Genomic DNA, 19,188 nt, shown 5'->3' with positions numbered 1-19,188 from the left:
GCGCTGGGCCTGCTGCTGTGCACCTTCGGCATGAGCGGCATGGCCCGCGCGGACGCGGCCACCGGACAGGCCAAGGCGAAGGTGTGCATGGAGTGCCACGGTCCGCAAGGCAACTCGACCGACCCTAGCCACCCTGTGCTGGCCGGGCAGAGCGCCCGCTACATCTACTTGCAATTGCGCGACATAAAGGAAGGCCGCCGCACCGACCCCAAGATGGCGGACGTGGTCGCGCCGCTCTCACGCGAGGACATGCAGGACCTGGCCGACTATTTCGCTGCGCAGAAGCCGCTGCCGTCCACGTTCAAGGTCGAGGCCGCACGCGTCGAAGCCGGCCGCAAGAAGTCCCAGGAGGTGCTGTGCACGATGTGCCATCTTGGCGGGTTCTCGGGCCAGAACGAGATTCCGCGCGTGGCGGGGCAACACTACGCCTACATCGTGAAGCAACTCGAAGACTTCCGTGCCAGGCGGCGCACCAATGATGCTGGCAACATGACCAGCGTCGCGCGCAATCTCAGCGACGACGATATCCGCAACCTGGCCAGCTACGTCACCAACCTGAACTAGGGCATCGCCACGCGCTCAGGCCGGCTCGGCCTCGCTGTCGGCAATCTGGTATTTGCGCATCTTTTCCCACAGCACCTTGCGGCTGATGCCCAGGCTGGCGGGGTGCAGCATGGTGAAGAACGGGCGGATGCGGTCCGGGTCCCAGTCGCCCGCCTGGCGCACGGCAATGCCCACGCGCTCGGCCAGGTTGCGCAGCTCGCGCACGTTGCCGGCGAAGAACGCGGTGCCCACTGCGCCCTTGAGCCAGTCCGGCATCGGCGGCAAGGCGTCGAAGGCGGCAGTCCCCATCATGTGGCGCAGGAAAGACGTCAGCAGCGCCACCTTGTCGGCCATGCCGCGCTCCTCCAGGCTGGGGATACGCATCTCGATCACCGCCAGGCGGAAAAACAGGTCGGCGCGAAACCGGCCCTGCCGCACGGCATCGCGCAAGTCCTTCTGCGCGGCCATCGGGCTGTCGCCGACTTTGCGCGCTGGACCGACGGCCATCACCGGCGGCTGGATCACGCGCAGCTTTACGCTCAGGCCGCCAAGACCCGCCGGCAGCGTACCTGTGACGGGCACCGTCAGCGCGGAATTGCCATTGGCGAGTTGCGCCCCGGCCAGCAGCAGGTTCGCCACGCTCATCCCGACCTCTGCCGCCGACGATGCCGCAGGTGCCAGCACCCCGGGGTCGATCAGCTGCGCGAGCGTCATGCTGGCCGATGCCCCGCTGAGCCCGAGCTGGGTGGGCGGGCTGCCGAGGGCCGTGGTCAACAGCGCATCCGAGCTGTTGCGCTTAGTTGCGCTTAGTTTCGTCTAGTTGCGCGGCGCCGCAAGCGTGTCCGCGCGGATCGGGCCGAATTCCACCGGCACCCACGCATAGCCGACCGTGTCCCGGCGCACATGGCCAAGGCCGGGGAACGGCAAGTGCGCGCCGCCGACCCACAACCTGCCCTTGGCCGCATCGGCCAGGATCCGGCTGCGCGTGACGGCCGCGGCGTGGCTGTCGACATCGAATTCGAGCGATACGGACGGCCGCCGGAACTGCACGGCGTGGTTGTGGACGATGTCGCCCCACAGCAGCAGGCTTTCCTTGCCCGACATGAACAGGTAGCCCGTATGCCCCGGCGTATGGCCGTAGGCAGCCACGGTGCGCACGCCCGGCACCGGCGCCGTACCCGCGGCCGCATCAAACGTGCGCAAGCGGTTGGCGGCCTGGTATGGCGCCACGGCATCGCGCGCCATGCCGAACAAGGCCTGGCCGTCCTTGCCGGCCGCGGCCGCGTTGGCATCGCCCAGCCAGTAGTCGGCATCGGCCTTGTCCACGTATACCGTGGCGTTGGCAAACACTGCCTGCCCGCCGGAAACGAGACCGCAGGCATGGTCGCCGTGCAGGTGTGTGAGAAGCACGGTGTCGACCTGCGCCGGCTCGTAGCCCGCCGCGCGCAGGTTAGTGAGGATCTGGCCCAGCGTCGGCCCGAAGCAGCGCGCGGCGCCGGTATCGACCAGCACGAGATGACTGCCCGTATTCACCACATACGCATTGACGGCCGTCTGCATGCCGGGCGTCGCGCTGACGAAGCCGCGCGCCAGCAGGCGCTGCACTTCGCGCGCGCTGGTGTACCTGAACAGCTTCGGGTCCAGGTCGACGTAGCCGTCGTAGAGTGCCGTCACCTCGAACTGACCCACCATCATGCGGTAGTAGCCCGGCGCCTGCGTCCTGGCCTGCGCGGGCGGCGCGGCATGCGCAACGGGCAGGGCCAGCGGCAACGCCGTGCCGACCAGGGCCGCTCCCACTACAAGGGACCGGGCAAGTCGATGGGGCAAGGCATTCGGCAGCTTCATGTCACGTTCCTTGTTTGATTTGCGTTCTGGACGCCGGCGGCTGGATGAGCCGGGGGCGCGCGGAAATTTCTCCGGTGCAGACAGCTGAACGCGTATCTTAAGGCGCGACAAGGGCTAGCGGTTAGCTCCCATGCAAGACCGTACCTACTTCTGCGTAAAACAAAGGTAAGGCAAACGGGGCCAGCGGCCCCGTTGCAGGCGAAAATCGCGTTCCCCTTATTCAGGCTGGATATTCGCGGCCTTGATGATTCGGCCCCATTTGGCCGACTCCTGCTGCTGGAAGCGGGCGAGTTCCGCCGGCGTGCTCGTGAACACTTCCGTGCCGGTGCCGTGGTAGAAGCTCGCGGCGGTGTCGCTGCGCGCGGCCTTCACCAGCATCGCGTTGAGCTTGTTGACCACCGCCGGCGGCGTGCCGGCCGGCGCGTACGCCGCGAACCAGTAGCTCATCTCATAACCCTTGACGCCCGCTTCGTCGATGGTCGGGACATCGGGCGCCAGCGGCGAACGCGTCTTGCCCGAGACGCCGAGCGCGCGCAGCTTGCCGCTCTTGACTTGCGGCAGGCCGGTGGCGGTATCGGTGATCATCATCTGGATCTGGTTGCCGAGCAGGTCGGTCACGGCCAGCGGGTTGCTCTTGTAGGGCACGTGCAGCAGCTCGACATGCGCCATCTGCTGGAACAGCTCGCCGGCGATGCGCGACGACGAACTGCCGCTGCCGAAGCTGAGCTTGCCCGGCTGCTTCCTGGCCAGCGCGATGAACTCGCCCACGGTCTTAACCGGAAGCTGCGGGTTCACCACCATGATCTGGCCGCCGCGGCCCAGCGCCGTGATGGGCGCGTAGTCCTTGACCGGGTCATACGGCAGCTTGCGGAACAGGTGCTCGTTGGCGGCGTGCGTGGTGTTGGTCGTGATGAGGACGGTATACCCGTCGGGACTGGCCTTGGCGACATCGCTCGCGGCAATGAAGCCGTTGGCGCCAGGCTTGTTGTCGACCACCACGGTGACCTTGCTGTCCACCGTCACGGCCTGCCCGATCGCGCGCGCAAGCTGGTCGGTGGCGCTGCCGGCCGCGAACGGCACGACGAAGCGGATCGGCTTGTCCGGGTACTCGGCGAACGCCTGTGCAGCAGGCAGCGCGGACAGTGCGAGTACAGCAGCGGTAAGGATCCTGTGGATACCTGGCATGGATGTCTCCTGTTGAGGGGTGTTATTCGATGTATAAGCGGACAAGCGTTTGCTCAGCTGCCTGCGGCCAGCCGCGGCGGCAACGGGATCTGCAACTGCAGCACGCGGAACGACAGCGCCTTGCCGTGCGCGTCGAGATTCAATGCATCGTTGACGCCGCCGTCCAGCGCGCCGTCGATCACGAAGTTCATCGCCTGCAGCGACGGCACCAGATAGCGCGTGACGGCGGTGGGCTGGCGATCGCGGAACAGCGCGCGCACGGCGTCCTCGGTCACGTGTTCGACCAGGTGATCGAAATCGCGCGCGTCGTAGGCAATCACGCTGATGTTGGAACGGTTGCCCTTGTCGCCGGTGCGGCCGTGGGCGAACTGGTAGAGCGTTGCAGTGGCGGTCATGTCGGGGCTCCGCTCAATCGATGAAGGTATGGCCGGGCGTCACCGCATCGCGCGGGACCAGGCAGGACATGGCGTTGAGCCGCGCGCGCTGCGCGGTGCGCACGCCACCGCCGCCCGCGGGTCCGCACGTGTACAGCGCGTTGACCTCGCGCAGCAGGGCTTGCGCCACCGCGATGTCCTCGTGCGCCAGCGCGGCGCGCAGGCGCACGTCCTCGGCGGCCGCTTCGTGCGGCCCCGGTTGCGCCAGCATTCGGCCGGCATCGTCGGCGAGTACGCTGAGCACGCCGATCAGGTCGAAGCGGATGGGCACATCGTGTCCGAGCAGCGCCATGCGCCGGCGCACGATATCGGCGGCCAGCCGCGCGCGCGCGGCGGCATTCGGGCCGGCGTAGGAAATCTCGCCTTCCGCCATCCAGCCGCCGTGGAAAAACAGGTTCGCCTTCAGTTGCTCCGGCCGCGCATGGCCGCGCACATCGCGCACGGCGACGCGATCCGGACCGATCTGCGCGACGGTGACCGCGCTGATATCCGCGACCACGTCGGGCGTCAGGTACGCAGCCGGATCGTGCACCTCGTACAGCAACTGCTCCTTGACCGTGCGCAGGTCCACGCAGCCGCCGGTGCAGGCGGCCTTGAAGATCTCGATGCCACCGGCTTCGTCGAGTTGCGCGATCGGGAAGCCCACGGCGTGGACGTCCGGCACGTCCTTCCTGCCGGGGTCGGCGAAGTAGCCGCCGGTGACTTGCGCGCCGCACTCGAGCAGGTGCCCGGCCATGGTTGCCGCCGCGAGGCGGTCCCAGTCCTGCCACGACCAGCCGAAGTGCGCCATGGCCGGGCCCACCGCCAGCGCCGGGTCCGCCACGCGGCCGCAGACCACCACTTGCGCGCCGGCCCGCAGCGCGTCGGCAATGCCGCGCGCGCCGATATACGCGTTGGCGCAGACAAAGCGCGCCTCGGCAAACGCCGGCCCGACGATATCGCGCAGCAGCGCGCGACCGGCATCGTGCGACAGGTCATCGCCCTCCACCACCGCCACGCGGGGCGCCGGCAGCCCAAGCGCGTGCGCCAGCTCGCGCACGCGCGCCGCCGCACCGCGCGGATTGGCCGCGCCGAAGTTGCCGATGATGGGAATGCCGTGGGCCAGGCAGAGGCCGAGCACGGGCGTCAGCAATGCATCGAGCAGCGGCTCGTAGCCGGCCGCGGGATCGTTGCGGCGGGCCAGCTGCGCCAGCGCCAGCGTGCGCTCGGCCAGCGTCTCGAAGATCAGCGCGGCCGGTGCGCCCGCGGCGATCAGCGTGCGCACGACTGGCAGGGCGGCATCGGTGCGGTCGCCGGAGAAGCCGGCGCCGGAGCCGATCAGCAGGGGAGCGGTCATGGTGTCTGGGACGGTTGCATCGTGTTACGGCCCATTCTAGGCCGGCTTCAATCAACCAAAAAACAGATTATTTGGATTAATCTATCGACTCACCGGATGAATCCGGCGGGACCGCCATGAACCTCTCCGTCAAGCACCTGCGCGCCTTCGTGGCGCTGGCCACCCATCGCAACTTCACGCGCGCCGCGCGTGCGTGCCACCTGTCGCAATCGGCATTCAGCGCGCTGGTCCAGACCCTGGAAGAGCAGGCCGGGAGCCGCCTGTTCGAGCGCACCACGCGGCATGTCGAACTGAGCGCCGACGGCGTGCGCTTCGAGGAAACCGCGCGGCGCCTGCTGGCCGATTTCGAAACCGCGTTCGCGGACCTGCGCGACCACGCCGAGCGCCGCAAGGGCCGCGTCAGCATCGCGGCGCTGCCGTCGATTGCCGGTGGCGACCTGCCGCCGTTGCTGGCAGCCTTTCGCCGGCGCTACCCGGGCATTGCGCTGGAGCTGTTCGACCAGCTGGCCGACGGCTGCATCGATATGGTACGGCGCGGACGCGCCGACTTTGCGCTGGCCCCGGCGCCCGCCCAGGACGATGACCTGAGCGTCGAGCCACTGGTGCACGACACCTTCCACCTGGTCTGTCCCGCGACGCATGCGCTGGCGCGCAAGCGCCGCATCACGCCGCAGATGCTGGCGGGCCAGCCGTTCATCCACCTGTCGCGGACCAGCAGCGTGCGCCAGCACCTGGATGCCGCGCTGCATCCGCTCAAGCTCAGCAGCGTGATGGAAGTGGAGCACCTGGCCACGGTTGCCGCGCTGGTGCAGGCGGGGCTGGGCGTGAGCGTGGTGCCGTCGCTGGCGCTGTTCCAGTTCCAGCGCGAAGGGCTGGCGATACGACCGCTGCAGATGCCGTCGCTGGTCAGGGATATCTGCCTGGTGCGGCTGCGCGAGCGTGGCGACTCCGCCGCGGCGGCGGCAATGGTCGATTGCCTGCGCGAACACTACCGTCGCCGCCGGGGTTGAAGGCACGCAGAATTGGGTACGCTTTGGGGATGTTTGCCGCCCGGCAGGGTGTGTGCGGCGGGCCTTGCAAGGCAGGGCGAAGCACCACGCAGAAACGGGTACGCCCTGCCTTCGATGACTCAGCGGATCAGCTTGCCCGTCGACGAGACAATCGACATCTCGACAAAGGACGAGCCCGTGTGGCGGGCCGGACTGTAGCTGATGAGAATGCCGCCAAGGTCATAGTCGCGCAGGTTCTCCAGCGCCGCGACCAGGCGTTCGCGGGTCAGGTCGGGGCCCGCGCGGCGCAGGCCTTCCACCAGCACCTTCGCGGACATAAAGCCCTCCATGCCGGCATTGGTCGGGTCCACGTTCTGCTGGCGCGCCAGGCTGCGGTATTCGCTGGCCAGTGACATCTGGCTCGAGTTCATACCCGGCACGACCTGCGTGATGATGAGCCCGCGGGCATCCGGCCCCAGTTCCTTGATAAAGGAATCGGCCGCGTTGTTCGACAGCGTGACGAACTGCGCCTGGCTGCCGGCCTTGCGCATATCGCGAATCACGCGCGCGGCCTCCGAACCCGAGCCGATCACCAGCACCGCCTGCGGATCGGCCTTGTTCACCGTCGCCACCTGCTGCGTGATGTCGCCCATCGGCCGCGCAAAGCTGGCGGATGCAGCCGGTTGCACGCCGCGCGCCTGCAGCGCGATGTTGAAGCCCTCGTATACGTCCTTGCCGAAGCCGTCGCTGGCATAGACGATGGCGATGCGCGTCATGCCCGAAGTCGCGAGATGGTTGATCGCGCGCGCGACTTCATCCTGGTACTTGGCGCGCACGTTGAAGACGTAGCGGTTGACCGGGCGATGCAGCGTGATCGCGCCGGTCAGCGGCGCCACCAGCGGCACCTTTTCGGTCGCGATGATCGGCAGGATGCTTTCGTTCTGCGGCGTGCCGCGCACCATGAAGAGCGCGAAGACCTTCTCGTCCTGCAACAGCTTGCGCACGTTGTCCGGCGTGCGCTTGGCGTCAAAGCCGTCGTCCAGCGTCACCAGTTCGATGCGGCGCCCCGCGACACCGCCGTTCGCATTGACCGCGCGCAGGTATACCTGCGCGCCTTCGATCTGTTCCCTGACCGAACCCGCCACCGGCCCGGTCACGCCGGCCGATTGCCCGATGCGGATCGCCGCCTTGCTGACCCCCGGCTCCGCCATTGCCGCAGGCGCGGCGAACCCCAGCGCGGCGGCCATCATGCCGCACGCCATCCATGTTGCCTTCATCGTCTCGACCCCTCCGCCTGGTTGGCGTGTCTGTAGTTGTAGCGTGACTGTCGCTGGCGTGGAGGCGCGAGCGACGCTTCGCAAATTACCCCAAGCAGGGTATCGGAGCAAACGGGGAACGGGGGAGTGTTGCTGCGGCCTCACACCGGCACCGACCGCCGGTGCGGGCGTGCGGCAGGAATGAAGGCGCAACCGCGCATCAGGGCGCGCCGCACGGGCGCGCCCGGAGGGATCGAACTACCGGGTTCAGGATGGCAATCGCGTGGCTCAGGGAAATGCCGGCACGGCCGGATCCAGGCCGGCGAAAGCGGCTTCCGGATGCGCCTGCTGCAGCAGCATCTCGATTTCCTCGACACGGCCGCGCGGCACGTCGACCATCAGCAGGATCTTGCCCGCCTCGATGTCCTTCTCGAACGCGCGCAAGCGGCTGTTGGGCGCCGAGCTGCCGATCATGCTCGAGGCCCAGGCACCGAACACCGCGCCCAGCACCGCCAGCACGCCGACCAGCCCCCACTGCGGGGTATCGCTGGCGATCGGGAACATGGCCACCACCACGCCCGCCACCAGGCCCACGCCGCCGCCGACCATCAGCCCCATCTCGGCGGCGTGGATGATGTCGGAAGTCTGGAACAGGTTGGCTTCATGCAGGCCCGTCATGTCGGCCCCGTCGCGCGCCACGAAGTGGATGTGGCTGTTTTCGACGCGGGCCAGCAGGAGGTCGTCCATGGTACGTCGGGCGCTGACCAGATCGGGCAATAACCAGAAGATGCGTTTGCGCATGTCTGTCTCCTTAATCAGGCCGTCCCGGGAGTGGGGATACCGTCTGTGGGACGGGGGTTGTTTCTTTGTACGCCCTTCATGCAGCGAGTGCAAGGCAAGCAATCCGGTGGCCTGGCGATGTGACGCGCGCATCGGCCGCGCGCGTCACAAACGCCGGAAACGCGCTTCAGAATGTGATCGGCAGACGCACATTAACCTGCAGGTCGGGCGTGTCGCGCGTCAGGCCGGCGCCCACCGACAGGTTGATCGTGTAGCGGTTGTTGAAGCGATAGGAGTAGCCCACCAGCAGCGTGCCCTGCGTCACGCGCACGGAACCCGGCACCGTCTGCCCGTTCTGCTTGGTCGGCCAGATGATGGCCTGGTCGTAGCCGATCGAGAACGACGCTTTCTCGTTGAGCGCGAGGCCCATGCCGAAGCTGAATTCGAAGATGTCGCCCGGGGCGATCTTGCCGAGGTCTTCCTTCTGGCCATTCAGCACGGTGCGGCTGACGTTGTCGCGCGCGAAGTTATGCAGGTAGCTGAAGGTACCGAAGAACACCGCCGGATCGGTCGGCAGCAGCCAGGTGATGCCAGGCTGAAGCGCCTGGAAGCCCGTGCCGGTTGGCAGGCCGAGCGGCAGGCCCGTGCCGGTCGCGTTGCCCACGCAGCGCGTGATGCAATCGGTGACGACCTCGAACGGGTCCTTGCCGGTGGCCGACTTGTAGCGCAGCCAGCCGATGAAGTACGGCATCTTTTCATTGCCGTAGTTGAGCTGGTAGCGCAGGGTCGCTTCCACGTCGCCAAGGCCGGTGCCACTGGAATTGAAGACGTTGTCGACCGCGGTGCCCGTGAAAATCTCGCGGCTGACGGTAGACCCGGAGGCGTGGACATAGGGCACCTTCGCTTCGATTTCCAGGCGCTTGGTGATGCCGTAGCGTAATGCAACCGAGGCGAGGTACGTGGTGGTCTTGACCTCGCGCACGTCGACCAGGCCGATCAGGATGGCGGGAATGACCGTGTAGCCGACCAGGGCCACGCGATTGTTGGATGAGTAGCCATACTGGAGCCCGGGCTCGACTACCAGTTTCCCTTCGCCGGTCAGCACGCCGGGCTGGTCCGTGATGGGAGCAATTTCAGGCGGCCGCGTATTGCGCTCGGGCGGCTGGCCCACCGGCTCCTCGACGCCGGCCACGGTCTGCGGGTCCGCCGATTCGCCCTGCTGGGGCTGGCCTTGCTGCGGTGGCGCAACGGCCTGCTGCTGGCCCGTGACCTGCTGGGGCGCGTTGACGACATTGGGCGCCACACCCTGCGTGGCACTCGCGGCGGCGGCCGCGGCCGCGGCATTGGTCGCATAGTCCGCCGGTGCCACGCCCGGCCCCGCGCCCCCGCGTTTCCTGGCGAGGACATCGTTGCCGATCACACTGCGAAGCTCCCTGATGACCGCTTCCTGCTCGGCCAGCGCGCGCTTCATGGCCTCCAGCTGACTCTGTTGCTCGGTCAACTGGTGTTGCAAGGCTTCGATGCCCGGTGCGGGCGGTGCGCCGGCATCCGGCAAGGTCTGGGCCTGTGCCAGCCCTCCGACCAATAGCAACGTCGAGCATCCCGCGTTGCGGATGCCCTGCATCGACCGCTTCTTCATGACGTCTATCCTCCCCCGGACGGCGGACTGATTAGACAGGAGTCCGCTGCCTGCACTGCGCGATGCCTTCGCTACGACTACCTCATGCTCGCGGCCCGCATCAGCGCGCTGTTCAGCGCTGTGTTGGCCAGCTGTGATCGGAATGCCTGCAATGTATTCACGCCGGCGTCGATTGTCATGACGCTCTGGATGCTCTGGTTGTTCAGCGAGTTCTGGATCACCGTTGCCGGCGAGCCCGCGAGCGCGCCGACGTTCGCAAGATTGCCCGGGCCATTCTGGATGACGGTCAGGGCGCCATTGGTGACAACCTGGGCGGCGCCGGTGTTGACCGTCGTCACCGGCATGCCACCCGCGCCGGCCGCCGCGGTCGCGACCGAGGTTGCCCCGGCGGCCGAGGCGGTGCTGGCGCCTGCCGCGCCGGCACCGCCCGCCGCACTCGCACCGGCCGCGCCGCCTGCACCGCCATTGCTGCCGGCCGCGACCGACACACCGGTCGCCGGACCGAGGGCAGCTCCCTGGGTCGCACTGACGATCGACGGTCCCAGGGTCGAGGCCAGGCGAGAAGCCTGTTCCGTCGTGATCCTCCCCACATCCGGGATATTAAGGGTGGTTGCCACGACCAGCGCACCGTTGATGTACACCGCGCGTTCGATACCGAACGAAACCTGCAGTCCGCCCGCATCGAACCCGCCCCGCGCGTCTTCGAGCCGTTCCTGCGCGACCGGCTTCCAGCCGGTCATGTCGCTACGCGCGGCGGCAACATGGCTGTCCGGCGGCATGTCATCGGCGCGGTCGCCGCGCGCCAGCGCCGCCTGCGCCGGGACCGCCCCGGCATCGAGCGGGTCCGGCGGCGATGCATCGGCCGCGCGCACGGAACCAGCATAGGCCATGCCCGCCCCGAGCAGCAACAGGACGGTGGCCTGCCCCGCCGTGCCGCATCGGCTGCCGGCCAGGCCAGGAAATGAAGCGGACGTCTCGAGCATGATGTGTTCCTCAGAAATCGCTGGCGCCATGCGAAGGCATGACGGTGAAGAACAAGCTGTCCCGGTTGACTCCCATCCAATAGGGGCCCATTGGCGCAACGCGCCAGTCGGCCGCAAGATTGAACCGCGCACGATCGGTACGGTTATGGATCACGAAGAGCAGCTGGCCTTCCCAGACGCTCTCGAAATGCTCGCGCGAAATGGAGCGCGTGCCGCGCGCGGGATCGCCGATCAGCACGCGGTCTCCCCTGACCCCCTTGACCACCACGAAGTGGTGGTAGCCCCCTTCGGAGATCAGCACGATCGCGGGGATCTGCGTCTCCTCCAGCTTGGACAGGGGCAATTCATAGCCGTCGGCCTGATAGCCGCGCGACTCCAGGAAGCGCTTCATGTCCAGCAGGGAAAATCCTTCATGGCGGATCTTTGCCTGGTCGCCGTTGACGTACATGTTGGCGAAGGCCAGTTCCTCGGTCACGGGCTCGCCGTACTGGAAGGTCAGCAGGGTCGCCACGGCGGCCGAGCCGCAGCTGAAGTCGTATTGCTGCCGGACCGTGGTCTTGAAGCGGGCTTCGCGCAGGCTCGTCACCGGCACGCTGTAGTACTCGCCGACGGGTCCGTAGATTGCCACCCGGTCCGCGAGCGCCGGCGCGGTGTGTCCCAAAGCCAGCGCGAACGACAGAACCCCCAGCCACCCCCGTCGAAGCATCTTCATCACTTGAACTGAACGTTGATGATGGTCGCGTTCTGGATCAGCACGCTGTTGCCGGTGTTCTGGATTGCCGTCGGTATGCCCGCCGCATTGGCGAACGCGCCGTCGGTCACGATATTGTTGCCGGACACCGAGTTGTTGGTCGTATTGTCCGCCACCGTGCCGTGCAGCCGCATGTCGTTGACGACCAGTTCCGCACCGCCACGCACGCCATCAAGCTTGTCGCTTGCCACGGCCACGATCTTCGGGCCAAACGGATTGCGCTGGGCCCCCGTATCCAGGTCGGTCTTTGCAGCGGCTTGCGTGCCGATGCCAATTACGCTGGCCGCGCTGACCTGCGCTGCCGCGGACGCAGGGTCCGCCATGGGATCCGCCTTGGCTTGCACGAAGGGCCAAGCCAGGAATGCCGTCCCCAGAAGGGTGACTGCGGTGCGAACCGGTCGCATGGTGCGTCTCCTTGTTGCTCGCCACGTTCCGCCCCCATCCGGTGGCCCATGGCGATACTCACAGGCTGACAGGCCAGGAGAACGGCATCACGCCGGGACGAACCGCGCCCCCGAGATGCCGCTCCCGGCCGCGTGAAGCTTTGCGACGGCACCGTCCGGCCGGCCATGACTGCTACTGGCCGGACCGCGCCGTGCGAGGCCTCACTTGCCGACGTTCATGTTCGCCTGCACGTTGACGCTATGTTGAATCATCGATCCGGCGCCATTGTTCTGCGCGGCGATCATGATGCCGGCAGCGGTCTGGCCAACGCTGGTCATGACGTTTTGCATCTGGAACGAACCGGCACTGACGGAGATATAGCCGCCCGCGCCGCCGACGCCACCGACCGCACCGTTGCCGGTACCGCCCGTGCCGCCAGCACCAGCGCCGCCATTGCCGACACCGCCGGTCGCGCCAACAGCGCCAGCAGCGCCAGCAGCACCGGCGCCGCCGCTGCCGTTGGAGGCCGTGCTCGAAGCGCTGCCATTGGTAGCCGTACCGCCTGCGCCACCATTGCCGGCAATGCTCGCTTGCGCGCCGCCAGCGCCAGCATTGCTGGTGGAAGCGCCGCCCGTGCCGCTAGCCGTTGCCGCGCCGCCTGCACCGCCGGCACCACCGGTTGCACCGGCTCCGCCGCCTGTTGCGCTGGCCGACGAAGTACCGGCACCACCAGCGCCGCCACTGCCACTTGCGGTACCGCCAGAACCGTTAGCCGTGGGCGAGCCAGCTCCGCCGCCCGCACCCGCGCCAGCGGAACTGCCAGTACCCGCGCCACTGGTCGCAGACGTGCCGCCGCCCGCCGCACCTGCCGAACCACCAAAGCCGCCGCTCGCGCCCAGGGCGCTACCGCCACGGCCACCGGCACCGATCGATGCGCTGAGCGCACCGCCGCCACGGCTGGTGCCGCTTGCGCCATCGCCGCCGGCGCTGCCGGATGCACTGAGCGTGCTACCGCCAGTCGACGTAGCACTGCCACCGCCACCGCCCGCACCGCCCGCACCGCCGCCGGTACCACCGACGCCCGCAGTAGCGCTGCCATTCGTCACCTGTCCGGCGCTCGCACTGCCATTCAGGCCGCCGCTACCGCCATTGCCGCCATTACCACCGTTTCCGCCGTTTCCGCCAGTACCGTGTCCACCGGTCCCGCCCGTAGCGGCTCCGCCCGTGCCAGCACCGCCGGCTCCGCCCGCGCCAGCACTGGTAGTGCCGGTGTTCCAGGCCTGGTTACCCACGCCGGCGAACGAGTTATTGGAAACGTATCCATTCAGCTTGCTGATGGCCAGCGCCTTGCTATGGTTGAATGAATTCGAGAAATTGGCCTGGGCCGTGCTTCCGTTGGCGGCGGCCGCATTGCCATAACCGCTCATATCCTGATCCGCGCGGGTGAGGGTCCGGTTCGACGTCCGGTTCGATGTCCTGTTGGAAGTGGAGGTGGAGGTATTGCCGGTCACGTTCAGGGAACGTGAATTTTCATTCGCCTGTGCACCGCCGCCGCCCTGAGTCGAGTTGGCAGTCGCGGTCTGCGTATTGCTCGTGCCACTATCGCCCGCATTCGTTGTCGGGTTCGCCATCGCTTGACTGCCAAAACCGAATGCCAAGGCAATCGCCGACGCCAGTAAAGTCTTTTTCATATGAAGCTCCCAGGAGAATTTCACACAGCGGCTCAGCCTCCGCGCAACACCCATCCCGAGTGATGGCTGGAGGTTCGGTCCGGCACAGTGCCAAACCAGACTCCCCTTGCGCATAATCGGTGCCAGCTTCTAGACGCGAATGGACAATCCCTTGCAGGACAAGGGCTTGCCAACCCGATGCGGGGAACTTTCCGGGGCCATTGGCAATCCTCTCCCACCTTCGCCGCAGTGCATCGCAAGCGACATGTCACACCGATGTGACACCGACTCCCGCGTGCCTGCTGGGCGGTTTTTCGACCCGGGACAGAAGCTTATTGTTTTCAGTGGCTTACCCGACCCACTCGGGAATGGCCGATGCGCATGGGTGCGTATCGGCACTGAAACAGGGTGCCCGGCGATGCACAGACCGGCAGGCGTTCGGGGGCGTGGCAATCTGCAGAAATCGCCTTGGGATCGCATGCCGCAAAGCCCCGTGGCAGCGGCTCGGGCAAGACATTGCGTGCGTCCGCACGCAGCCGGAATGCGGCGTTCGGGCCTCAGGTGCACCGTTGCAACAGATTCACCGCCGCAACGGTGCCGAAACGCACTCATTGCACAGTCCATCTAGGACTTATGTCTGATCTACAGTACATTAGAGGCATTACAGACTTGTCATGTCTCCGCAAGCGAAACCATGAGCGAAGCCGTCGTCCCCTTGTATCACCAGATTTACGTGGTACTGCGCCAGCAGATTGTCGAAGGCCGCTTCGGCCAGGGACCGCTGCCGGGCGAAATTGACCTGGCCAAACAGTTCCACGCGTCGCGCGTGACCATGCGGCGGGTGTTCGACCGGCTGGTCCAGGAAGGACTGGTGCGCCGGCATCGCGGGCTGGGCACTTTCGTCAACCCGCATCCGGTCAGGCCGGTCTCGACGACCGAAGAGCGCAGCGCCAGCCTGCTCGACAACATCATCGACATGGGCCAGAAGACGGCGGTGAAGGTGATCTCGATCGACGAGGTCCACGCCACGCCGGAAGTGGCCGAGGCGCTCGACCTCTCGCCGGGCGATCCGGTGGTGAAGATCATCCGCGTGCGGCACTACCGCAACCGGCCGCTCTCGCATATCACGGTCTACCTGCCCGCCGAACTGGGCCGACCGCTCACGCGCAAGGCGCTCGAGGAGCAGCCGGTGCTGCGCCTGCTCGAAAGCAGCGGCGTGCGGCTTGGCCGCGCCAGCCAGGTCCTGTCGGCGCGGCTCGCCGACGTGGTGGTCGCCCCGCTGCTCGAGGTGCCGGTGGGCGGCGCCCTGCTGGCGGTCCGCCGCGTGGTCAAGGACGCCGATGGCCGTCCGGTCCAGTTCCTGCTGGGCCAGTACCGGCCGGATCGCTACGAGTACCGCATGGAACTGTCGCCGGCCGGTGAGGACAGCACCAACGTCTGGGTGGAAAACGAAACCCGCCCGGGCCTGCGCGACTGACACCGCGCGCCAGGCCACGGCAGGCGCCTCAACGCCCTGCCACGCCATCGGGACCGCCCCACGCGAGCGCGGTCCCGGGCGATAATGCGCATTCGTGATCACTTTTTCACTTTTCGCAGGGAGCAGCCGTCATGCCGTCGTTCCGTCCGCGCACGTCTACCCACAGACGTTCACTCGCCACCCGACTTCGTGCCGCCGCAGGCGCCTGCGTGCTGGCGCTGTGCGCGTTCCCGATGGCGGCGGATGCGCAGATCGCCGGCGGCAAGGCCATCCGCATCCTGGTCGGGGCCCCGGCCGGCGGCACCACGGACACGCTGGCGCGCAGCATAGCCCAGGAAATGTCGCAGCAGCTGGGCCAGCCGGTGGTGGTCGAGAACCGCCCCGGCGCGGGCGGCAACATCGCCGCCGACCTGGTCGCCAAGAGCGCGCCCGACGGGTCCACGCTGCTGATGAGCTTCACCAGCCATACCATCAACGCAACGCTCTACAAGAAGCTGCCGTTCGATCCGCTGCAGGACTTCACGCCGATCACGCTGGTGGCGACGGTGCCCAGCGTGCTGGTGGCCAATCCAAAGCTGTCCGCCAACAACGTCCCCGAACTGATCCGGCTGGCGCGTGCGCAGCCCGGCAAGCTGAACTTCGCCATCGGCTCGGTCGGTTCGTCGGTGCACCTGGCCGGCGACATGTTCAAGATGATGACCCACACATACATCGTGAACATTCCGTACAAGGGCACCGCGCCCGCCATCACGGACCTGCTTGCCGGGCAGTGCGACCTGATGTTCGCGAGCACGCTCAATGTCCTGCCGCACGTGCGCGCGGGCAAGCTCAAGGTACTGGGCGTGACCAGCCCCGCGCCGCTGCCGCAGTTCCCGGGCGCCGCCCCGATCGGCGCCACCGTCAAGGGCTTCGAATCCAGCGCCTGGTTCGGCCTGTTCGGACCGGCCGGGTTGCCAGCAGACGTGACCCGGGCCCTTTACCAGGCGGCCCACCAGGGCCTGGAGGCGCCGGCGGTACGCAAGCGCCTGGAAGCGGACGGTGCGCAGCCGCTCGGCACCACGCCGGAATCCTTCGCCGCGTTCGTGAAGCAGGACGTGAAGCGCTGGGCCGCCGTGGTGAAGTACTCGGGGGCCACCTCGGAATGAACGTGGCCGCGGCCTCGGCGCCCGCCCGTCCGGCAACGCTGGCCCAGAAGCTGGTGGCGCGCGCCGCGGGGCAGGCACATGTCGAGCCGGGTGCGCTGGCAATGTGCCGGGTCGACCTGGCGATGTCGCATGATTCCAGCGGGCCGCGCCGTGTCGCGCCGCTGCTGGAGACGCTGGGCGCCACCGTGTGGGACCCCTCGCGCTACGTGGTCGTGACCGACCACTTCGTGCCCGCCGCAGATCCCTCGGCCGAAGCGATCCTGCACTTCACCCGCGACTGGACACGCCGCAGCGGCGCGCACCTGATCGACGGCGAGGGCATCTGCCACGTGGTGCTGCCCGGGCACGGCCATGTGCTGCCGGGCCGGCTGATCGTCGGCGGCGACAGCCACAGCCCGACCGGCGGCGCGTTCGGCGCCTACATGTTCGGCGTCGGCGCCACCGAGATGGCCGGCGTGCTGGCCACGGGCGAAATCTGGCTGCGCGTGCCGCAGACCATCCGGCTGCAATGGGACGGCGCGCTGGCGCCCGGCGTCTGCGCCAAGGACATGATGCTGTTCCTGTGCGCGCGCCTGGGCCTGGGCGGCGGCCGCTATGAAGCCGTCGAGTACGCCGGCAGCGCGGTGGCGGCCCTGTCCATGCAGGAACGCATGACGCTGGCCAATATGAGCGCCGAGCTTGGCGCCCAGACCGGCCTGGTCGCGCCCGACGCCACCACGCTGGACTGGCTCTCGGCGGCGGGCGTGCCGGCGTCGACGCTGGCCGGCATCGACCTGGCCTGGTGGCGCACCGATGCCGGCGCGCCGCTGCTGGCCACCCATGTCTTCGATGCCGGCGCTCTGGTGCCGCAGGTGGCCGCGCCCCATTCGCCGGCCAACAGCGCGCCAGTGGAGCAGGCGGCCGGCGAAGCCGTGCAGATTGCCTACCTTGGCGCCTGCACCGGCGCCAAGCTGGACGACCTGCGCATGGCGGCGCAGGTGCTGCGGGGCCGGCGCGTCCCGCCCGGCGTCAGCCTGCAAGTGGCGCCCGCCTCGGTGCGCGACCAGCAGCAGGCGGAACGCGAGGGCATCCTCGCCATCCTGGCCGAAGCGGGTGCCGAACTGCTGCCCAATGCCTGCGGTGCCTGTGCCGGCTATGGCGCCGCGCGCTTTCCCGCCGGCAGCCGCGCCATTGCCTCGACCGCGCGCAATTTTCCCGGGCGCATGGGCGATGGCGGCAGCGCCGTCTGGCTGGCCTCGCCGCTGACGGTGGCGGCCAGCGCCGTGACCGGGCGCATCACCGATCCCCGCACCCTGCTCTGAACCCGTTTTCCGCATGACCGAGCCTTCCCTCCCCGCGCGCGCCGGCCGCATCTGGCGCTTTGGCGACGACATCGATACCGACGCCATGGCCCCGGCGGTATGGATGAAGGCCGCGCCGGAGGTCCTCGCCTCGCATTGCCTCGAAAGCCTGCGTGCGGAGTTCCCCGGCCAGGTACGCGCCGGTGACGTGGTGGTAGCGGGCGCCAACTTCGGCATCGGCTCGTCGCGCGAGCAGGCGCCGCAGGCGCTGCGCCAGCTGGGCGTGCAAGCCGTGGTGGCGCCATCGTTTGGCGGCCTGTTCTACCGCAATGCCATCAATCTCGGCCTGCCGGTGCTGGTCTGCCCGGACACCAGCCGGCTGGCGGATGGCGCGCCGGCCCGGGTCGACCTGGAGAACGCGGTGCTGCAGCTGGACGACGGCACCACCGTCGCCTGCGAACCGGTACCGGCATTCCTGCGCGAGATCCTGAGCGCGGGCGGGCTGATCCCGCATCTGCAGGCCAGGCTGGCGCGCGCCTGACGACCGGCCCGGCGCCTATGTCGGGCCCTGCGCCGGGCCCTGCGGCGGCCAGTTGGCTGCCTCTCTCAGCAGCGCCAGGGCTTCTTCGTCGCTGGTCTGGGTGAAGTCGAGGTAGAACGCGCCCACCGAACCGAAGTTGGCCGGCGTGTTCAGGCAGATCACCTGGTCGGCGGCGGCTTCCAGGCTGGCCAGCCCTTCCGCGGCCCCTACCGGTACGGCGGCGATCACTTGCGCGGCGCCCGCCATGCGCAGGCCCTCGAGCGCGGCGCGCATGGTCGCGCCGGTCGCCACGCCATCGTCGACCACGATCAACGTGCGCCCCGCCAGGCGCGGCAGCGGCGCGCCGTTACGGTAGCGCTGCTGCCGCCGCACGATCTCGTCGATCTGTCGCCCCCGTTCGGCAGCGAAGGTCCCGCTTTCGACCGTGCGCCGCACCCACGGATCGTCATTGACGACGGTATGCGGATCCCGTCCGGCATCGCCTTCCACGACGGCGCCGAGCGCGAGTTCAGGATAGCCCGGCGCGCCGATCTTGCGCACCAGCAGCACGTCCAGCCGCGCGCCGATGGCGCGCGCGGCCTCGAACGCCACCGGCACGCCGCCGCGCGGCAGCGCCAGCACCAGCGCGGGCACGCCGTCGCGCGGCTGGCCCACACCGAGTTCGGCCAGGCGGCGCCCAAGGTACAGGCCGGCCTCACGTCGGTCGGCAAAGCACGGCGGCAATGGCATGGCGCGCTCCTGCAGGTTGCCGGCTGTCGGCGTATAGGCGTGACGGCGTGTCGGCGTGGTCGGCAAATTCGACACATGGGGCAGGACCGCACCCCCTAAGTCACTATAGTCTGTCCCCGGCGTCGCGCCCCGCTGCCATGCGTGCCGCGCATTGGACGCAACACGGAAACAGTGTGTTGCACTGCGGCAGGCTGATCGCCGGGGGCAAGCCCGCTAGGATG

Annotated in this window: 18 protein-coding genes and 1 pseudogene; 6 read left to right on the top strand and 13 right to left on the bottom strand. The window is 68.1% G+C overall.

What is annotated here, in order from left to right; all coding sequences use genetic code 11:
• Window positions 1–30: 30 nt before the first annotated feature.
• Window positions 31–564, top strand: coding sequence for a c-type cytochrome (locus tag AC3FKG_RS05310; RefSeq protein ID WP_483714423.1), 534 nt, complete (start codon window positions 31–33; stop codon window positions 562–564).
• A 15-nt stretch (window positions 565–579) separates the two neighbouring features.
• On the opposite strand, the pseudogene AC3FKG_RS05305 reads toward AC3FKG_RS05310, so the two are convergent.
• The 5 genes and pseudogenes from AC3FKG_RS05305 to AC3FKG_RS05285 all read right to left on the bottom strand — a co-directional run.
• Window positions 580–1,008, bottom strand: a pseudogene (locus AC3FKG_RS05305) (sigma-54-dependent Fis family transcriptional regulator); the annotation flags it as partial.
• A gap of 351 nt (window positions 1,009–1,359) precedes the next feature.
• On the bottom strand, window positions 1,360–2,388 hold the full coding sequence (locus tag AC3FKG_RS05300; RefSeq protein WP_488742596.1) for an MBL fold metallo-hydrolase: 1,029 nt from the start codon (window positions 2,386–2,388) through the stop codon (window positions 1,360–1,362).
• A gap of 216 nt (window positions 2,389–2,604) precedes the next feature.
• A complete protein-coding gene (locus AC3FKG_RS05295) occupies window positions 2,605–3,573 on the bottom strand; it encodes a Bug family tripartite tricarboxylate transporter substrate binding protein (RefSeq protein ID WP_488742595.1) in 969 nt (322 codons plus the stop codon).
• Between the two features lie 53 nt (window positions 3,574–3,626).
• The gene (locus AC3FKG_RS05290; RefSeq protein WP_483712750.1) at window positions 3,627–3,968 is read right to left on the bottom strand and encodes an AtuA-related protein; all 342 of its coding nucleotides are present in this window, start codon (window positions 3,966–3,968) and stop codon (window positions 3,627–3,629) included.
• A 13-nt stretch (window positions 3,969–3,981) separates the two neighbouring features.
• Window positions 3,982–5,343, bottom strand: coding sequence for an acyclic terpene utilization AtuA family protein (locus AC3FKG_RS05285; protein WP_483712751.1), 1,362 nt, complete (start codon window positions 5,341–5,343; stop codon window positions 3,982–3,984).
• A 116-nt stretch (window positions 5,344–5,459) separates the two neighbouring features.
• On the opposite strand from AC3FKG_RS05285, the gene AC3FKG_RS05280 reads away from it, so the two are divergent.
• Window positions 5,460–6,353 (top strand): LysR family transcriptional regulator, encoded by an 894-nt coding sequence (locus tag AC3FKG_RS05280; RefSeq protein ID WP_483712753.1) that lies wholly within the window; start codon window positions 5,460–5,462, stop codon window positions 6,351–6,353.
• A 119-nt stretch (window positions 6,354–6,472) separates the two neighbouring features.
• Here AC3FKG_RS05280 and AC3FKG_RS05275 read toward each other — a convergent pair whose 3' ends face one another.
• The 7 genes from AC3FKG_RS05275 to AC3FKG_RS05245 form a co-directional block, all read right to left on the bottom strand.
• Window positions 6,473–7,609: an ABC transporter substrate-binding protein gene (locus tag AC3FKG_RS05275; RefSeq protein ID WP_483712754.1), complete on the bottom strand. Its 1,137-nt coding sequence runs from the start codon at window positions 7,607–7,609 to the stop codon at window positions 6,473–6,475.
• Between the two features lie 267 nt (window positions 7,610–7,876).
• Window positions 7,877–8,389, bottom strand: a complete 513-nt coding sequence (locus AC3FKG_RS05270; protein ID WP_488742594.1) for a DUF1269 domain-containing protein — start codon at window positions 8,387–8,389, stop codon at window positions 7,877–7,879.
• Between the two features lie 166 nt (window positions 8,390–8,555).
• Window positions 8,556–10,007, bottom strand: coding sequence for an acetate kinase (locus AC3FKG_RS05265; protein ID WP_483712757.1), 1,452 nt, complete (start codon window positions 10,005–10,007; stop codon window positions 8,556–8,558).
• Window positions 10,008–10,084: 77 nt separating this feature from the next.
• Window positions 10,085–10,990: a flagellin gene (locus AC3FKG_RS05260; protein WP_483712759.1), complete on the bottom strand. Its 906-nt coding sequence runs from the start codon at window positions 10,988–10,990 to the stop codon at window positions 10,085–10,087.
• 10 nt (window positions 10,991–11,000) lie between these two features.
• Entirely contained in the window at window positions 11,001–11,702 is a 702-nt protein-coding gene (locus AC3FKG_RS05255) for a C39 family peptidase (RefSeq protein WP_483712760.1), read from the bottom strand.
• Complete coding sequence (locus AC3FKG_RS05250; protein ID WP_488742593.1) at window positions 11,702–12,145, bottom strand: hypothetical protein; 444 nt, start codon at window positions 12,143–12,145, stop codon at window positions 11,702–11,704. Before AC3FKG_RS05250 ends, AC3FKG_RS05255 begins: the two co-directional genes overlap by 1 nt.
• A gap of 201 nt (window positions 12,146–12,346) precedes the next feature.
• Window positions 12,347–13,816: a hypothetical protein gene (locus AC3FKG_RS05245; RefSeq protein WP_483712764.1), complete on the bottom strand. Its 1,470-nt coding sequence runs from the start codon at window positions 13,814–13,816 to the stop codon at window positions 12,347–12,349.
• Window positions 13,817–14,489: 673 nt separating this feature from the next.
• On the opposite strand from AC3FKG_RS05245, the gene AC3FKG_RS05240 reads away from it, so the two are divergent.
• From AC3FKG_RS05240 to AC3FKG_RS05225, 4 genes are all read left to right on the top strand, one after another.
• Window positions 14,490–15,272 (top strand): GntR family transcriptional regulator, encoded by a 783-nt coding sequence (locus tag AC3FKG_RS05240; RefSeq protein ID WP_483712766.1) that lies wholly within the window; start codon window positions 14,490–14,492, stop codon window positions 15,270–15,272.
• 131 nt (window positions 15,273–15,403) lie between these two features.
• Window positions 15,404–16,417: a tripartite tricarboxylate transporter substrate binding protein gene (locus tag AC3FKG_RS05235; RefSeq protein ID WP_488742592.1), complete on the top strand. Its 1,014-nt coding sequence runs from the start codon at window positions 15,404–15,406 to the stop codon at window positions 16,415–16,417.
• Window positions 16,414–17,718 carry a 3-isopropylmalate dehydratase large subunit gene (locus AC3FKG_RS05230; RefSeq protein WP_488742591.1) on the top strand — a complete coding sequence of 435 codons (1,305 nt, stop codon included), beginning with the start codon at window positions 16,414–16,416 and terminating at the stop codon, window positions 17,716–17,718. The genes AC3FKG_RS05235 and AC3FKG_RS05230 overlap by 4 nt, the downstream gene beginning before the upstream one ends.
• A gap of 13 nt (window positions 17,719–17,731) precedes the next feature.
• Window positions 17,732–18,238, top strand: coding sequence for a LeuD/DmdB family oxidoreductase small subunit (locus AC3FKG_RS05225; protein WP_483712771.1), 507 nt, complete (start codon window positions 17,732–17,734; stop codon window positions 18,236–18,238).
• A gap of 15 nt (window positions 18,239–18,253) precedes the next feature.
• On the opposite strand, the gene AC3FKG_RS05220 is transcribed toward AC3FKG_RS05225, so the two are convergent.
• A complete protein-coding gene (locus tag AC3FKG_RS05220; RefSeq protein ID WP_483712773.1) occupies window positions 18,254–18,967 on the bottom strand; it encodes a phosphoribosyltransferase in 714 nt (237 codons plus the stop codon).
• Between the last annotated feature and the right edge of the window lie 221 nt (window positions 18,968–19,188).

It is taken from the genome of Cupriavidus sp. 22TCCZM04-2 (assembly GCF_057798895.1).
Note: the sequence above shows the minus strand (reverse complement) of the source record. Positions and strands in the feature narration are given on the sequence as shown.

Excerpts from the sequence above, each read along its gene's own strand:
- AC3FKG_RS05245 (WP_483712764.1), bottom strand. The coding sequence starts at position 13,816 with ATGAAAAAGACTTTACTGGCGTCGGCGATTGCCTTGGCATTCGGTTTT.
- AC3FKG_RS05250 (WP_488742593.1), bottom strand. The coding sequence starts at position 12,145 with ATGCGACCGGTTCGCACCGCAGTCACCCTTCTGGGGACGGCATTCCTG.
- AC3FKG_RS05275 (WP_483712754.1), bottom strand. The coding sequence starts at position 7,609 with ATGAAGGCAACATGGATGGCGTGCGGCATGATGGCCGCCGCGCTGGGG.
- AC3FKG_RS05260 (WP_483712759.1), bottom strand. The coding sequence starts at position 10,990 with ATGCTCGAGACGTCCGCTTCATTTCCTGGCCTGGCCGGCAGCCGATGC.
- AC3FKG_RS05230 (WP_488742591.1), top strand. The coding sequence starts at position 16,414 with ATGAACGTGGCCGCGGCCTCGGCGCCCGCCCGTCCGGCAACGCTGGCC.
- AC3FKG_RS05235 (WP_488742592.1), top strand. The coding sequence starts at position 15,404 with ATGCCGTCGTTCCGTCCGCGCACGTCTACCCACAGACGTTCACTCGCC.
- AC3FKG_RS05220 (WP_483712773.1), bottom strand. The coding sequence starts at position 18,967 with ATGCCATTGCCGCCGTGCTTTGCCGACCGACGTGAGGCCGGCCTGTAC.
- AC3FKG_RS05240 (WP_483712766.1), top strand. The coding sequence starts at position 14,490 with ATGAGCGAAGCCGTCGTCCCCTTGTATCACCAGATTTACGTGGTACTG.
- AC3FKG_RS05270 (WP_488742594.1), bottom strand. The coding sequence starts at position 8,389 with ATGCGCAAACGCATCTTCTGGTTATTGCCCGATCTGGTCAGCGCCCGA.
- AC3FKG_RS05310 (WP_483714423.1), top strand. The coding sequence starts at position 31 with ATGAGCGGCATGGCCCGCGCGGACGCGGCCACCGGACAGGCCAAGGCG.
- AC3FKG_RS05280 (WP_483712753.1), top strand. The coding sequence starts at position 5,460 with ATGAACCTCTCCGTCAAGCACCTGCGCGCCTTCGTGGCGCTGGCCACC.
- AC3FKG_RS05285 (WP_483712751.1), bottom strand. The coding sequence starts at position 5,343 with ATGACCGCTCCCCTGCTGATCGGCTCCGGCGCCGGCTTCTCCGGCGAC.
- AC3FKG_RS05290 (WP_483712750.1), bottom strand. The coding sequence starts at position 3,968 with ATGACCGCCACTGCAACGCTCTACCAGTTCGCCCACGGCCGCACCGGC.
- AC3FKG_RS05265 (WP_483712757.1), bottom strand. The coding sequence starts at position 10,007 with ATGAAGAAGCGGTCGATGCAGGGCATCCGCAACGCGGGATGCTCGACG.
- AC3FKG_RS05225 (WP_483712771.1), top strand. The coding sequence starts at position 17,732 with ATGACCGAGCCTTCCCTCCCCGCGCGCGCCGGCCGCATCTGGCGCTTT.
- AC3FKG_RS05295 (WP_488742595.1), bottom strand. The coding sequence starts at position 3,573 with ATGCCAGGTATCCACAGGATCCTTACCGCTGCTGTACTCGCACTGTCC.
- AC3FKG_RS05255 (WP_483712760.1), bottom strand. The coding sequence starts at position 11,702 with ATGAAGATGCTTCGACGGGGGTGGCTGGGGGTTCTGTCGTTCGCGCTG.
- AC3FKG_RS05300 (WP_488742596.1), bottom strand. The coding sequence starts at position 2,388 with ATGAAGCTGCCGAATGCCTTGCCCCATCGACTTGCCCGGTCCCTTGTA.